Here is a 14,868-nt window from a genome sequence, read left to right on the forward strand (position 1 = left end):
GGGACGCCCGATGGAGTTCTATGGCTTCCGATTCTTCTTCTGCCGCTCCCGGCCCCGCCTCGCGCAGACCTGCCTGGCAGCGCTTCCTGATCAAGTTCTTTATTTGGACCTTCGGGCTGGCTTTCGCCGCCTTGGTCGCAGTGATCACGGTCGCGGGCGTGGCCCTGTCGGTTGCCTATCCCAACCTTCCGGACATCAGCGACCTGTCGGACTACCGACCCAAGTTGCCGCTGCGGATCTACAGCGCGGAAGGCGTCCTGCTGGGGGAATTCGGCGAGGAGCGGCGCAACCTGACGCCGATCAACGAGATCCCGGCGGTGATGAAGAACGCCGTCCTGGCCATCGAGGACGCGCGCTTCTATTCCCACAGCGGAGTCGACTACAAGGGCCTGATGCGCGCCGGCATCGCCAACTTGGGGCGGGCCAAGAGCCAGGGAGCGTCCACCATCACCATGCAGGTGGCGCGCAACGTGTATTTGTCGACCGAGAAGACCTTCACCCGCAAGCTGTACGAGGTGCTGCTCACCTTCAAGCTGGAGCATATGCTCTCGAAGGACCAGATCCTCGAGATCTACATGAACCAGATCTTCCTCGGCAACCGGGCCTATGGCTTCGCCGCAGCTTGCGAAACCTACTTCGGCAAGCCACTGAAGGACATCACCATCGCGGAAGCGGCGATGCTGGCCGGATTGCCGAAGGCTCCTTCGGCGTTCAATCCGATCACCAATCCGTCGCGGGCACGCTCACGGCAGCTTTACATCATCGAACGGATGGAGGAGAACGGTTTCATCACCGCCGAGCAGGCTGATGCAGCGAAAAAGCAGGAACTCCGGGTGCGCACGGGAGTGCAGACCACTGCGGTCCGCGCCGAATACATCGCTGAAACGGTTCGGCAACTGGTCTTTTCCCAGTACGGCGACGAGGCGTACACCCGCGGCCTGAACGTGTACACGACGGTGAAGGGCAATGAGCAGGAGGCGGCGTACAAGGCGCTGCGCAAGGGGATCATGGACTATGAAAAGCGCCAGATCTACCGCGGTCCAGAGCGTTTCGTCGACCTGCCCACCGATCCGAAGGAACTCGAAGACGCCATCGACGACGCCCTGGCCGACCACCCGGACAACGGCGACGTCATGGCGGCCGTGGTGCTGGAAGCGACTCCCAAGAAGATCGTGGCGGTGCGCGGCAACGGCGACCGTTTCGACATCGTCGGAGAGGGCCTGCGGCCGGCGCAGTCCGGCCTCTCCGAGAAAGCGACCCCCAAGATCAAGATCAGGCGGGGCGCAATCATCCGCGTGATGAAGACCGTCAAGGACACCTGGGAGATCACCCAGATCCCCGAGGTGGAAGGTGCCTTCATTGCGCTGGACCCGCGCGACGGCTCCATTCATGCGATGGTGGGCGGCTTCGACTTCAACAAGAACAAGTTCAACCACGTGACCCAGGCGTGGCGTCAGCCGGGCTCGGGTTTCAAGCCCTTCATCTACTCGGCTGCGCTGGAAAAGGGCTTCTCGCCGACGACCATCGTCAACGACGCTCCGCTGTTCTTCGACTCCGGCGTCACCGGCGGCCAGCCGTGGGAACCCAAGAACTACGACGGCAAGTTCGAAGGGCCCATGCCGCTGCACAACGCGCTGGCCAAGTCCAAGAACATGGTGTCCATCCGCATCCTGCAGGCCGTCGGCACGCAGAACGCGCAGGACTGGATCAGCCGGTTCGGCTTCGAGGCCGAGAAGCACCCGGCCTACCTCACGATGGCACTGGGCGCGGGCTCGGTGACGCCCATGCAGATGGCACTGGGCTATTCGGTGTTCGCCAACGGCGGCTACCGCGTCAATCCCTGGCTGATCACGCGCATCACCGATCAGAAGGGCAAGCCGCTGGTGGAAAGCCAGCCTCCGCTGCTCAATGAGTCCGTGCGCGCGATCGACGCGCGCAATGCCTTCGTGATGGACCGGCTGCTGCAGGAAGTGGCCCGCTCCGGCACGGCGGCCCGGTCGCAGCGCGAGTTGAAGCGTCCGGACCTGTACGGAAAGACGGGCACGACCAACGATTCCATCGACACCTGGTTCAATGGCTTCCATCCGACGCTCGTGGCCATCGTCTGGATGGGTTACGACACCCCCCGCTCCCTCGGCGACCGCGAAACCGGGGGCGGCCTGAGCCTGCCCATCTGGATCAACTTCATGGAAACGGCGCTCAAGGGCGTGCCGGTGATGGAGCCCGCTGCGCCAGAGGGGCTCGTGAACGTCAACGGGGAGTGGTACTACGAAGAATACGCGCGCGGCAACGGGGTCGCGAGCCTCGGTCTCGCCGGCGGCGACAACGCCGTAGGCCCGGACGGATCGCCGCGGCCGCGCGCCGGCGGTTCGCAGGGCGAGCAGGCTCCGGGAACTCCGGGCGACCGCAGCATGATGAACTCCAATGGGCAGCCACCGCCGCCCGCACCCGCGCCCACCGAAGAACGGCGCAGCATCCTCGACCTCTTCAGGAACTGAAGTCGAGCGGCCGGCCGGCTTGCTGGCTGGCCTGGCGACTCAATTCGTCGAAGAATTCGCCGCTGCCCTTGGTGTCCTGCCAGCCCTGCGCTGTCCACCTGTAGTGGAAGCCGCCGGCCCGTGCGGCGAGCCACACTTCCTGCAGCGGCTTCTGCAGGTTCACCACGATCTGGCTGTGATCGGAAAAGGTCAGCGTGACCATGCCGCCCACGCGCTGATTGTCGATGTCGGCGTCCGTGGCTTCATTGATCCGGTCGCAGCTTGCCTCGACGCTTGCAAGCAGGGCCTCCGCGCGGTCGAGGTATTCGAGATCGGTCATTACAATTTCCAGATGTTCGGTGTCCACCAAATTCTAGTCAGCGCCCCGCCGGTGCGCGCGGCCATCGCCGCTGGCGCGATTGCGCTGCTCGCAGCCTGCGGCCAGAAAGGGCCGCTGGTGCTTCCGAGCGGCGAAGCCGCCGCCGGCCGTGCCAGCCTGCCGGAGACGCTGTCGCCCTCCGGCACGGCAGTGACCCCCTCACGCGCCGCCTCCAGCAACCCGCCTTCCGGCACCGCCTCACCGATCCGCCAGCCATGACCTCTCCCCTGCCCGGCTCTCCCTTCGTCGACTACCGGGGCGAGGAACTGTTCGTGGAGGACGTTCGCCTTGCGGACCTCGCGCGCGAACACGGCACGCCCCTGTTCGTCTATTCCCGCGCATCCATGCTGTCGGCGCTGGCCGCGTACCAACGCGGGTTTGCCGGCCGCAAGGCGAAGATCTGCTATGCGCTGAAGGCAAACTCCTCGCTCGCCGTGCTGCAGGTCTTCGCCCAGGCAGGCTGCGGCTTCGACATCGTGTCCGGCGGCGAACTCGAGCGGGTGCTGGCAGCCGGCGCCAAGGCCTCGGACATCATCTTCTCCGGCGTCGGCAAGAGCCGGCGCGAAATGCGCAGTGCGCTGGAAGCCGGCATCCACTGCTTCAACGTCGAGAGCGAACCCGAACTGGACGTGCTCAGCCAGGTGGCGACGGAGTTGGGCGTGCAGGCGCCCGTCAGCCTGCGCGTGAACCCGGACGTCAACCCGCTCACCCATCCCTACATTTCCACGGGCCTCAAGGGCAACAAGTTCGGGATTGCCCACAAGGAAGCGCTGCATGCCTACCGGCGCGCGGCCTCGCTGCCCGGCCTGCGTGTCATCGGCATCGACTGCCACATCGGCTCGCAGATCACGCAGGTGTCGCCCTACCTCGATGCCCTGGACCGTGTGCTCGACCTGGTCGCCGCGATCGAGAAGACCGGCATCGCGCTGCAGCACATCGACTTCGGCGGCGGCCTGGGCATCGTCTACAACGGCGAGCAGCCACCGGCGGCGGATGCGCTGTGGCACAAGCTGCTGCAGCGGCTGGACGCGCGCGGGTACGGCGACCGGCAGTTGCTGATCGAGCCGGGCCGCTCGCTGGTCGGCAACGCGGGCGTCTGCGTGACCGAGGTCCTGTACCTCAAGCCGGGCGAACAGAAGAACTTCTGCATCGTCGACGCGGCGATGAACGACCTGCCCCGTCCCGCGATGTACGAGGCCTTTCACCAGATCGTGCCGGTGCACACCCGCGCCGGAAAGGCGGTGAGCTACGACGTGGTGGGCCCGGTGTGCGAAAGCGGTGACTGGATCGGACGGGACCGCAAGCTGGCGGCGCAGTCGGGCGACCTGCTGGCGGTCCTTTCGGCGGGCGCGTACTGCATGAGCATGGCCAGCAACTACAACACGCGCGGCCGCCCACCCGAAGTGCTGGTGGACGGCGCCCAGGCCCACCTCATTCGCGAACGGGAAAGCTTCGCGGACCAGGTGCGGAAGGAGAAACTGTTGCCCGCGCCTGGCGCTTCCTGAGGGCTTCCCGGACGCGCCATCCCAGCAGCACGGCCAGGATGGCGGCGTAGACCGCCACCTCCGCGAAGTTGTTCTTCGCGGCGCGCATCCAGAAGAAGTGCAGGATGCCCAGCCCAGCGACCGGGTACACCAGCCGGTGCAGGGCCTGCCAGCGTTTCGCGCCCATCGCCTTCACCGCGCGGTTGAACGAGGTCGCGGCCAGCGGCGTCAGCAGCAGGAAGGCCGTGAAGCCGACCAGGATGAAGGGACGCTTGGTGATGTCCTTCGCGATGTCGCCCAGGTCGAACCCCTGGTCGAACCAGCTGTAGGCGAGGAAGTGCAGCACCACGTAGAAGTACGTGAACAGGCCCAGCATGCGGCGGAACCGCTGCAGCGTCGGCAGCTTCGCCTCCACCCGCACCGGCGTGACGGCCAGCGTCAGGCACAGGAAGCGAAGTGTCCAGTCGCCGGTGGCGCGCGAGAGGTACTCCGCGGGGTTGGCACCCAGGTTGTTCGTCAGTGCGCCGTAGAACAGCCACGCGAACGGCAGCAACGACGCGACGAACACCAGGGGCTTGGCCGCCGGGTGCAGCAAGGCTCGCGCGAGCTGCATCAGAAGTTCTTCTTGAGGTCCAGTCCGGCGTACAGCTGGCCGACCTGCGCCTCGTAGCCGTTGAACATCAGCGTCTTGCGCTTCTTGGCGAACAGGCCGTCTTCCCCGATGCGCCGTTCGGTCGCCTGGCTCCAGCGCGGGTGGTCCACGTCGGGGTTCACGTTGGAATAGAACCCGTATTCGTTGGCGGCCGCCTTGTTCCACGCGGTCTTGGGCATCTGCTCGGCGAAACGGATCTTCACGATGCTCTTTGCGCTCTTGAATCCGTACTTCCAGGGCACCACGATGCGCACCGGTGCGCCGTTCTGGTTGGGCAGCACTTCGCCGTACATGCCGAACGTGAGCAGCGTCAGCGGATGCATCGCCTCGTCCATTCGCAGGCCTTCGGCGTAGGGCCAGTCCAGCACGCGCGAACCCACGAACGGCATGGTCTTGGGATCGGCCAGCGTGAGGAACTCGACGTACTTGGCGTTGCCCAGGGGCTCGACCTTGTTGATCAGGTTGGAAAGCGAATAGCCGACCCAGGGAATCACCATCGACCAGCCTTCGACGCAGCGCAGGCGGTAGATGCGTTCCTCCTGCGAGGACAGCTTCAGCAGGTCCTCGATCGCGTACTTGCCCGGCTTCTTGACCAGGCCCTCGACCTCCACCGTCCACGGCTTGGTCTTGAGCGTGTGCGCGTTCTGCGCCGGATCGGCCTTGTCGGTGCCGAACTCGTAGTAGTTGTTGTAGCTGCTGGCGTCCTTGTACTCGGTGATCTTTTCCATTGTCACCGCGCCGGCCACCGTAGAACGTGCCGTGGGCAGCGCCGGCAACTTGCCGGGCTTCTGCACCTGCTGCGCCAGCGCCTCGCGCTGCGCCCAGGTGGCCAGCGAGGCTCCAGCGACCCCGGTGGCCATCCACTTCAGCAGCCGCCGGCGATCCTCGTAGACGGCCTGCGGCGTGATGTCGCTGGACACCGGATGCTGGAAACCGTCACGACCTGTCCTGATCAGCATGGGGACCCCTTCCGAATGTGGTGCTGTTCCCTGTCCATACGCTCGCGAGCCGCAAAAGGTTTCAGCCGGGCTCAAAGTTCTCCGTAGCTGTGCAGCCCCGAGAGGAACATGTTCACGCCCAGGAAAGCGAAGGTGGTGACGGCCAGGCCGACCAGCGCCCACCAGGCCGAGACCGTTCCGCGCAGGCCCTTCATCAGGCGCATGTGCAGCCAGGCCGCGTAATTCAGCCAGACGATCAGCGCCCAGGTCTCCTTCGGGTCCCAGCTCCAGTAGCCGCCCCAGGCCTCGGCCGCCCACAGCGCGCCGAGCACGGTGGCGATCGTGAAGAAGGCGAAGCCGACCGCGATGGACTTGTACATCACGTCGTCGAGCACTTCCAGCGCGGGCAGGCGCTCCGCGATGCGCCGGCGCGCGAACAGGATGCCGCCCACGATCAGCGCCGACACGGTGAAGTAGCCCAGCCAGTAGCTGCTGCTGGTCTCCATCGATTTGCGGAACACCATGGGCAGCACCGTGAGGAACACGCCCAGCACCCACAGCGGCGTCAGCCGGTGCCAGCGCGTCTCGGCGGCCTGCTGCTTGATCAGGTAGGCGAAGGCGACCATGGCCGCCAGCGAGAAAGTGCCGTAGCCGATGAAGTTGGCGGGAACGTGCAGCTTCATCCACCAGCTCTTGAGGGCCGGCACCAGTGGCTGGATCTCGGCCGCTTCCCGCGCAAAGGAATACCAGAGGAGGAAGCCAACGGCGGCGCTCACCACCAGCATCACGAAGGCGCCCACCGAGCGCGTCGCGTACTGGTGTTCGAAGTACAGGTAGAAAGCGGTCGTCAACCAGCAGAACAGCACGAAGACTTCGTACAGGTTGCTGACCGGAATGTGGCCGATGTCGGGGCCGATCAGGTAGCTCTCGTACCAGCGCACCATGGTGCCGATCAGCGCCATGGCAACGGCCACCCAGGCCAGGCGCGATCCGATCATCTCCATCGTGGACGACTGGCCGCGCGCGAACATGCCGATCCAGTAGAACACCGTGCTCATCACGAAGAGCACGCTCATCCACAGGATCGCAGACTGGCTGGACAGGAAGTACTTGAGCCAGAAGACGTTGTCGGCCCGGGCGATCTGTCCTTGGTAGGACACGATGCCCAGCAGCGATGCCCCTGCCACGACCAGCATCAGGACCTGCAATGGCCGCCAGAACCAGCCCAGCCAGATCACCGCGGGCACCGCGGCGAACAGGATGCCCTTCTCGTAGACGTCCATGTGCTGGTGGTACATGGAGAAGGCGTACAGGCCGCCTGCCACGGCCAGCAGCGCGAACACCCAGTCGAACCAGCCGCGGCGCGACAGGAAGCCCTCGTCCAGCGTGATGGTGGTCGTGGTGGTGGCGGTGTTCATTGCTTGTCTCCCAAGAGCCGGTCCCGCAGCTGCTGGAATTCGCGGTCGATGTCCATCAGCTTGCGGTTGCACGAAAGCGCCATGCGCGCCTGCGAACCCCTGCCGGACGGGCTGAGCCAGACCCAGAGGCGGCGCTCCCGAACATACAACATCGCGAAAACCCCCAGGATCAGCAAGGCACACCCCAGGTACACGATGACCCGGCCGGGCGAACGGGTCACCTGGAACACGCTGGCCTGCACCTGCTTGAACTCCTTCAGCTCGAAAGCCATCGGCGCGGGGTAGCTATAGGCATCACTGAGCGCCAAGACCGCCTGCGTCATGAAGGCCTGGGTGCGCTCGTCGCGCGGCAGCGGCGACAGCCCGGCCTTCTCGCGACTCAGCTGGGCCACCTCGAACAGCGCCCCGTTCAGGATGCGCACCAGGACTTCGCCCGCACGCGGCCGCTCGGCCTCCGGGACATTGGTGTCGATGAACTCGGAGACGGCCTGCAAACCGCCCGCCGCCTTGCCGGCGGCCGCCTCGGCGCCGGCGAACAGCGCCAGCGCGCGCGCGCTCGACACCGCCAGTTGCTGCGCCAGTTCGGGCCGCGTCGGATCCGTGGCGCTTCGCGCGTAGTTGCGCACCGCCGCTTCCCGTGCCGCCGGATCCGCGAGGGCCGCGCGCAAGCGCGTGAATCCGTCCAGCGCACCGTTCTCGTCGGCGGGAATGCGCAGATAGCGAAAGCCCTCGGCCGGGGTGTCGCGCATCCCGAGCAGGAACACCGGAACGCCATCCCCCAGTTCCATGGGCAGCATGTAGTTGTGGAACTCGCGCGCCTGGCCCGCGGCATCGCGCAGCTTGTAGGTGATGCTGGGCCCCACGTTCCGCAGGGTCTTCCTGGTCCCCGACTTGTTGGCCGCTCCCGTGCCCGCTTCGAACGATGCCCGCAGGTCCACCTTGCGCACGTCCGCGCCGCTGCCGGAAGCGCCCGCGAGGTTTTCCACGTTCATCACGCGCAGGCCGGTGTATTCCAGCGTCATCTTCTGGGCGCCATCGCCCTGCCCGCGCGCCAGGTCGGTCGCACCGCCGATGGTGCCCTGCACCTCGAAGCTGCGACCGCTGCCGTCCAGGGGCACGGATTTCAGCGTCACGCTGGAGCCGCCGTCGTCGAAACTGGATTGGTAGATCTCGATGCCGCGATGGCGCACCGGGTGGTTCACCTCCACCCGCGCCGGGATCTGCTCGCCGGTCTCGCGGTCGTGGATGACGATGTCGCTGGCGAACAGCTTCGGCATCCCCGTCGAGTAGTGTTCGACGATGAACTTCTTCAGTTCGATGGTGAAAGGCAGTTCCTGCAGCAGGATGCCGTCCGACTGGCTCAGGACCGCCGTCGACGATTGCGTACCTTCCGCCACCAGCAGGTTGCCCCGGAAGGTGGGATTCGTGCTGGGCAAGCGGTACTGCGCGGGCACCTCGGAAACCATGCCGCCCCCCTTGTAGGGCTGCTTGCCGTTGAACAGCATCTGGGCCCGCACGATCAGGTCGCCGTCCAGCAAGCCGCCAAGGCACACCAGCACGATCGCGCTGTGCGCGGCCAGGTAACCCAGCTTGCTCACGCCGCCCGCCTTGGCGGCGACCATCCAGCCGCCCTCGCGCTGCTGCAGGCGGACCTTCCAGCCGCCCTTGGCCAGCGCCTGGCCGACGCGCTGCGCTTCGTCCTGCGGCGTGCCGGCGAGCGCGCCCTCGGCGCGGTGGTGAAACGCCAGCAGCGCGTTTTCGCGGATGTTTTCCTTGTAGGCCTTGAAGTCCGCCAGGACTTTCGGCGTGTTGCGGGCGATGCACAGCGACGTGCTGACCACCAGGAACCCCAGGATCAGCAGGAACCACCAGGCGCTGTAGACGGTGTTCAGGCGAATGGCCATGAACAGCTCGGCCCAGAAGGGACCGAACTGGTTGATGTAGTTGACAAGGGGTTCGCCCTGTTTCAGCACCGTGCCGATCACCGAGGCAATGCAGATCACCGTGAGCAGGGAGATCGCGAAGCGCATCGAGGAGACCAGCTCGAGCAGGGCTCTTGCGTTGCGGGAGCTGCTGCCCGTGCTGCGCGGATCGGCGGGAATGGAAGTCATGGACGCAAGGATGAAAAAAGGCGGGCCCTCCTGCGAGGTGCCCGCCCGATTTGGTGTGCCGCGGAGGCGGTTAGTTCAACCGTCGTCGCCTCAGCGCAGGCCGGCAATGTAATCCGACACGGCGCGGATCTCGCGATCGTTCAGCTTGGCGGCGACCTGCGTCATCTGCGCGCTGTTCTTGCGCACGCCGTCGCGGAACGCAACCAGCTGCGCAGCGGTGTAGTCGGCGTGCTGGCCGGACAGGCGCGGGTATTGGGCGGGAATGCCCGAACCGTTGGGGCTGTGGCAGCCGGCACAGGCCGGCACCTGGCGGTTCTGGATGCCGCCGCGGTAGATCTTCTCGCCCAGGCTCACCAGTTCCTTGTCCTTGGCGAAATTGGGCTTGGCCTTCTGGGCGCCAAGGTAGGCCGCCACGTTCTTCATGTCCTGGTCGTTCAGCTGCGAGGCGAAGCCCTGCATGATCGGGCTGGCGCGCTTGCCGGCCTTGAACTCCTGCAACTGCTTGACGATGTAGGCATCGTGCTGCTGCGAGAGCTTGGGGTTGGCGGGGATGCCGGAATTGCCGCCCGCGCCGTGGCAGGCGACGCACACGGCGCCGAACTTCGCCTCGCCGGCGGCCGCATCCGCCTTGGCCACGGCGGGGGCCGCAGCCGGGGCTGGCGCGCCATGGGCAGCGGGGGCGGCCGCGCTGGCCGCGGGCGCCGCAGCGCTGGCGGCAGGCTGCTGGGCCCAGGTGGAAAGGGCAGAGATCGCCAGCAGGGCGGCCAGCAGCAGGGAGGCAGGCGTCTTGTTCACGTTTCTTTGGTTTGATTGGCGCAAAACCCCGGGATTCTACAATGCCCACTCCTCCCCCTCCCGGCTCCCCATGACCACCTCCCCCGCGGCGCAAGCTGTCGCCTGGCTGCACACGGCCCGTTTCCTCACCACGGCGCCGCGGCTGGAGCACCTGCCCGCCCTCGATGTGCCGGAAATCGCCTTCGTCGGCCGCTCCAATGCGGGCAAGTCGACCTGCATCAACACCCTCACCCAGCAAAAGCGGCTCGCCTTCGCTTCCAAGACCCCCGGGCGCACCCAGGCGATCAACCTGTTCGAGCTGGGCAAGCAGGGCGTGACCGATGCCGTGCTGGCCGACCTGCCAGGGTACGGCTATGCCGCGGTTCCCAAGGCCGACAAGATCCGCTGGCAGCAGGTCATGGCCAATTACCTGGTGACGCGCGAAAACCTGACCGGGGTGGTGATGCTGGTGGACCCCCGCCATGGCCTGACCGAACTCGACGACATCCTGCTGGAGGTGATCCGCCCGCGCGTCGAGCAGGGCCTGAAGCTGCTGGTGCTCCTGACCAAGTCCGACAAGCTCAACCGGAGCGAGCAGAACAAGGCCTTGTCGATTGCGCGACTGCAAACCGGCGGCGGCGAGGCCAGACTGTTCTCCGCCCTGAAGAAGGAGGGCGTGGAGGAAGCCTCGCTCCTCCTGTGGCAGTGGGCCCACCCGCAAGCGGAACCGACATGATCCAGACCTGGCAGCAAGCGCTTCCCCACGGCATCACCCTCAGTTGCCGCGCGGCCGGGGAGCGCGGGCGGCCGGTCCTGATGTTCCTCCACGGCTTCCCCGAGGCCGCCTTCGTCTGGGACGCCTTGCTGGAGCACTTCGCCCAGCCCGCCAACGGCGGCTACCGCTGCGTGGCGCCCAACCTGCGCGGCTACGAAGAATCCTCGCAGCCGGCGGACGTGGCGGCCTACCGGCCCCGGGAACTGGTCAAGGACCTCGTCGCGCTCGCCGAAATCGAAGGCGCACCCCTCGCCTGCCTCGTCGCGCACGACTGGGGCGGTGCGGTCGCCTGGAATTTCGCCAACCAGTTCCCGCAGCTGACGAAGAAGCTGGCGATCATCAACTCGCCGCATCCGGGCACCTTCCTGCGCGCATTGCAGACGAGCGAGCCGCAGCGCGCGGCCAGTGCCTACATGAATTTCCTGGTCCGCCCCGACGCGGAGAAGTTGCTGCGCGAGGACGGGTACCGCCGCCTGCTGGGCTTCTTCACGCACTGGGGCTCCGCGCCCTGGCTGACGGAATCGGTGAAGGACCAGTACCGGGCCGTGTGGGACCGCAGCCTCACGGGCGGCCTGAACTACTACCGCGCCTCGCCGCTGCGGCCGCCGCGCGAGGACGACCCCGGAGCCACTGCCATCACGCTGCCGCGCGAGATGCTCACCGTGGACATTCCCACCTTCGTGCTGTGGGGCCTGCAGGACACCGCGCTGCTGCCCGAACTGCTGGACGGGCTGGATGCGTACATCCCCCGGCTGACGGTGGAAACGGTGCCCGATGCCTCCCACTGGATCGTGCACGAACGGCCTGCGTTCGTGGCGCAGCGCCTGAGCACCTTCTTCGCTCAGTAGACGCCGGGCTCGCCCGGCGGGCGGGTTTTGAAGCGCTTGTGCACCCAGTAGTACTGGGACGGAATCTCGTCCACGTACTCCTGCAGCCGCCGGTTCATCAGCGCGGTGTCGGCTTCGGCGTCATTCGTGGGAAAGCCCACCCAGGCGTCGTGCACCCGCACCTCGTAGCCGCCGCGCCGCATCCGGGTGATCACCGGCACGACCTTCGCGCGTCCCAGCCGCGCGAACCGCGACAGCGACGGCACCGTCGCGGCGGGCACGCCGTAGAAGGGCACGAAGATCGATTCCTCCGGGCCGAAATTCATGTCGGGCAGCAGGATCATGACGTCGCCCTCCCGCAGCGCCGAGATGATTTCGCGCACGCCTTCCGAGCGGCTCATCGGCCGCGGGCGGATGCCGAAGCGGTTGCGCCCCTGGAGCACCCAGGCGTCGACGACGGGATTGCTCTGCTTGGTGTAGATGCCGATGAAGCGGCGCTGCACCTGCTGCGACAGGCCGGTCACGCCGGCGTCCAGCCCCACGAAGTGCGGCGCGAACACGATGGTCGGGTCGCCTCCGGCGAGTTCGCGCAACGAGCCGGTCAGCACGATCCGGCGGCGCACCACCTCGGGGTCGGCGTGCCACAGCCAGGCGCGGTCCAGGAAGGACTGTGCCACGTGGATGAAGGTCTTGCGGGCCACCTCGCGGCGCTGCGCCGCGCTCCACTGGGGAAAGCACAGGCGCAGGTTGGTGTTCACCACCTTGCGGCGCGGCCACACCACCCAGTACAGCAACTGGCCCAGCCCATAGCCCATGGCCCGCACCCAGGACAGCGGCAGGTGCGCGATCGTGCGCATGAAAAGGATGCCCAGATGGCTCACGTGACCGACTCCTCGCGCGGCTGCTTGTAGCGCGCATAGCCCCACAGGTATTGCGTGGTCCCGGCGCGCACCAGGCGCTCCATCGCCGCATTCACTTGCGCCGCCGCCTCCGCCGGGTCGCGCGCGAGTTCGCCCTCCAGCCGCTGCAGCCGGACGCGGTAGCCGCCGCCGCGCGGCAGGCGTTCGCCCCAGGCCAGCAGCACCGCCGCGCCGGTCTGCTGCACCAGCCGCGCGGGCAGCGTCATGGTGTACGCGTCCCGGCCGAAGAACGGCGCCCACACGCCCAGGCCCCGGGGCGGAACCTGGTCCGGCAGCAGGCCGACCGCTTCGCCCGCCCGCAGCGCGCGCAGCATCTGGCGCACGCCCGCCAACGTGGTCGGCACCGCGGTCATCCGGGGCCGGTCGCGCGACGTCGCCACCAGCTCCCGCAGCCAGGCCTTGCGGGCCGGGCGGTACAGCACCGTGATCGGCCCGAAGCGGGCGGCATAGGCCTGCGCCGTCACCTCGAAACAGCCCAGGTGGGGCGTAAGGAAGACGATCCCGCGGCCCTGTGCGCGCAATTCGGAGATCAGGTCGTCGTGCTCCCACAGGATCGCCGGCGTGCTTCCGAACCACAGGCGTGGCGTTTCCGCCACCAGCTTGCCCGCCTCGGCCACGGCCGGCCGGACCTCGGCAAAGCGGTAGCCCGCCTGGCGCGCGTTTTCGGCGAAGCGGCGCCGGTAGGTGGGCGACAGCAGCCAGGTCAGCCAGCCGAGCACCGCTCCCAGCGCGTGCAGCAGCGCCAGGGGCCATGTGGACATCAGTTGGAAGAGTGCTTTCACGCAGTTAGAATCGGGCCTGTCGCCGAGTTACGGAACTACTTGCAGGGCGACGTTAAAAAAATCTGCTAAAGCGTTCGCCCAAGCTCCGGCAAAAGGCAACGCGCCTTTCGCAGTCAAACCCACGGAGTTTATTCAAATGGCGAACGATTTCCTCTTCACTTCCGAATCGGTGTCCGAAGGGCACCCCGACAAGGTCGCCGACCAGATCTCGGATGCGATCCTGGACGCGATCTTCCAGCAGGATCCCCGCAGCCGCGTCGCGGCGGAGACCCTGACCAACACCGGCCTGGTGGTCCTGGCCGGCGAGATCACCACCAACGCGCACGTCGACTACATCCAGACCGCGCGCGACACCATCAAGCGCATCGGCTACGACAACACCGAGTACGGCATCGACTACAAGGGATGCGCGGTGCTGGTGGCATACGACAAGCAGTCCAACGACATTGCCCAGGGCGTGGACCACGCCTCCGACGACCACCTGAACACCGGCGCCGGCGACCAGGGCCTGATGTTCGGCTACGCCTGCGACGAGACGCCGGTGCTGATGCCCGCGCCGATCTATTACGCCCACCGCCTGGTGGAGCGCCAGGCGCAGCTGCGCAAGGACGGCCGGCTGCCCTTCCTGCGCCCGGACGCCAAGAGCCAGGTGACGATGCGCTACGTCGACGGCAAGCCGCACAGCATCGACACGGTGGTGCTGTCCAGCCAGCACAGCCCCGAGCAGAGCGACGGCCACCACATGAAGCCGTCCTTCGTCGAGGCGGTGATCGAGGAGATCATCAAGCCGGTGCTGCCCAAGGAGTGGCTGAAGGAAACGCGCTACCTGATCAACCCGACCGGGCGCTTCGTCATCGGCGGCCCGCAGGGCGACTGCGGCCTGACCGGCCGCAAGATCATCGTCGACACCTACGGCGGCGCCTGCCCGCACGGCGGCGGTGCCTTCTCGGGCAAGGACCCGTCCAAGGTGGACCGCTCGGCCGCCTACGCCGCGCGCTACGTCGCCAAGAACATCGTGGCCGCCGGCCTGGCCAAGCAGTGCCAGATCCAGGTGGCGTACGCGATCGGTGTCGCGAAGCCGATGAACGTGACCATTTACACCGAAGGCACCGGCGTCATCCCCGACCACAAGCTCGCCGAGCTGGTGCACGAGCACTTCGACCTGCGTCCGAAGGGCATCATCCAGATGCTGGACCTGCTGCGCCCGATCTACCAGAAGACGGCGGCCTACGGACACTTCGGCCGCGAAGAGCCCGAGTTCACCTGGGAGCGGACTGACAAGGCGCAGGCGCTGCGTGCAGCGGCCGGGCTCAAGTGATCTGAGTAGATCG

General features: G+C 66.8%; 14 protein-coding genes. 6 read left to right on the plus strand and 8 right to left on the minus strand.

Annotation, left to right across the window (positions count from 1 at the left end):
• The first annotated feature begins 20 nt into the window (after window positions 1-20).
• Window positions 21-2,498: a penicillin-binding protein 1A gene (locus AC1DSA_RS00360; RefSeq protein ID WP_477884901.1), complete on the plus strand. Its 2,478-nt coding sequence runs from the start codon at window positions 21-23 to the stop codon at window positions 2,496-2,498.
• Here the strand turns inward: AC1DSA_RS00360 and cyaY are convergent.
• Window positions 2,488-2,817, minus strand: coding sequence for an iron donor protein CyaY (gene cyaY / locus AC1DSA_RS00365; protein ID WP_477884903.1), 330 nt, complete (start codon window positions 2,815-2,817; stop codon window positions 2,488-2,490). The genes AC1DSA_RS00360 and cyaY overlap by 11 nt on opposite strands.
• A gap of 12 nt (window positions 2,818-2,829) precedes the next feature.
• Between cyaY and lptM the strand changes: the two genes are divergently transcribed.
• The gene (gene lptM / locus AC1DSA_RS00370; protein ID WP_477884905.1) at window positions 2,830-3,075 is read left to right on the plus strand and encodes an LPS translocon maturation chaperone LptM; all 246 of its coding nucleotides are present in this window, start codon (window positions 2,830-2,832) and stop codon (window positions 3,073-3,075) included.
• On the plus strand, window positions 3,072-4,361 hold the full coding sequence (gene lysA, locus AC1DSA_RS00375; protein ID WP_477884907.1) for a diaminopimelate decarboxylase: 1,290 nt from the start codon (window positions 3,072-3,074) through the stop codon (window positions 4,359-4,361). Before lptM ends, lysA begins: the two co-directional genes overlap by 4 nt.
• On the opposite strand, the gene AC1DSA_RS00380 is transcribed toward lysA, so the two are convergent.
• The 5 genes from AC1DSA_RS00380 to AC1DSA_RS00400 form a co-directional block, all read right to left on the minus strand.
• Window positions 4,288-4,953, minus strand: coding sequence for a protein-methionine-sulfoxide reductase heme-binding subunit MsrQ (locus AC1DSA_RS00380; protein WP_477884909.1), 666 nt, complete (start codon window positions 4,951-4,953; stop codon window positions 4,288-4,290). The genes lysA and AC1DSA_RS00380 overlap by 74 nt on opposite strands.
• The gene (gene msrP, locus AC1DSA_RS00385) at window positions 4,953-5,951 is read right to left on the minus strand and encodes a protein-methionine-sulfoxide reductase catalytic subunit MsrP (protein WP_477884911.1); all 999 of its coding nucleotides are present in this window, start codon (window positions 5,949-5,951) and stop codon (window positions 4,953-4,955) included. The genes AC1DSA_RS00380 and msrP overlap by 1 nt, the downstream gene beginning before the upstream one ends.
• Window positions 5,952-6,022: 71 nt before the next feature.
• Window positions 6,023-7,348: a c-type cytochrome biogenesis protein CcsB gene (gene ccsB / locus AC1DSA_RS00390; protein ID WP_477884913.1), complete on the minus strand. Its 1,326-nt coding sequence runs from the start codon at window positions 7,346-7,348 to the stop codon at window positions 6,023-6,025.
• A complete protein-coding gene (locus AC1DSA_RS00395; protein ID WP_477884915.1) occupies window positions 7,345-9,459 on the minus strand; it encodes a cytochrome c biogenesis protein ResB in 2,115 nt (704 codons plus the stop codon). Before AC1DSA_RS00395 ends, ccsB begins: the two co-directional genes overlap by 4 nt.
• 90 nt (window positions 9,460-9,549) lie before the next feature.
• Complete coding sequence (locus tag AC1DSA_RS00400) at window positions 9,550-10,215, minus strand: c-type cytochrome (RefSeq protein ID WP_477885936.1); 666 nt, start codon at window positions 10,213-10,215, stop codon at window positions 9,550-9,552.
• Between the two features lie 109 nt (window positions 10,216-10,324).
• Between AC1DSA_RS00400 and yihA the strand changes: the two genes are divergently transcribed.
• Together yihA and AC1DSA_RS00410 are read left to right on the plus strand one after the other, a co-directional pair.
• Complete coding sequence (yihA, locus tag AC1DSA_RS00405) at window positions 10,325-10,969, plus strand: ribosome biogenesis GTP-binding protein YihA/YsxC (protein WP_477884917.1); 645 nt, start codon at window positions 10,325-10,327, stop codon at window positions 10,967-10,969.
• Window positions 10,966-11,856 (plus strand): alpha/beta fold hydrolase, encoded by an 891-nt coding sequence (locus tag AC1DSA_RS00410; RefSeq protein ID WP_477884919.1) that lies wholly within the window; start codon window positions 10,966-10,968, stop codon window positions 11,854-11,856. The genes yihA and AC1DSA_RS00410 overlap by 4 nt, the downstream gene beginning before the upstream one ends.
• On the opposite strand, the gene AC1DSA_RS00415 is transcribed toward AC1DSA_RS00410, so the two are convergent.
• Both AC1DSA_RS00415 and AC1DSA_RS00420 read right to left on the minus strand, forming a co-directional pair.
• On the minus strand, window positions 11,850-12,716 hold the full coding sequence (locus AC1DSA_RS00415; protein ID WP_477884921.1) for an LpxL/LpxP family acyltransferase: 867 nt from the start codon (window positions 12,714-12,716) through the stop codon (window positions 11,850-11,852). The genes AC1DSA_RS00410 and AC1DSA_RS00415 overlap by 7 nt on opposite strands.
• On the minus strand, window positions 12,713-13,537 hold the full coding sequence (locus tag AC1DSA_RS00420) for a lysophospholipid acyltransferase family protein (RefSeq protein ID WP_477884923.1): 825 nt from the start codon (window positions 13,535-13,537) through the stop codon (window positions 12,713-12,715). The genes AC1DSA_RS00415 and AC1DSA_RS00420 overlap by 4 nt, the downstream gene beginning before the upstream one ends.
• Before the next feature lie 136 nt (window positions 13,538-13,673).
• Between AC1DSA_RS00420 and metK the strand changes: the two genes are divergently transcribed.
• Window positions 13,674-14,855 (plus strand): methionine adenosyltransferase, encoded by a 1,182-nt coding sequence (metK, locus tag AC1DSA_RS00425; RefSeq protein ID WP_477884925.1) that lies wholly within the window; start codon window positions 13,674-13,676, stop codon window positions 14,853-14,855.
• The last annotated feature ends 13 nt before the right edge of the window (window positions 14,856-14,868 follow it).

The organism is Ramlibacter sp. P4_H7, from assembly GCF_056400765.1.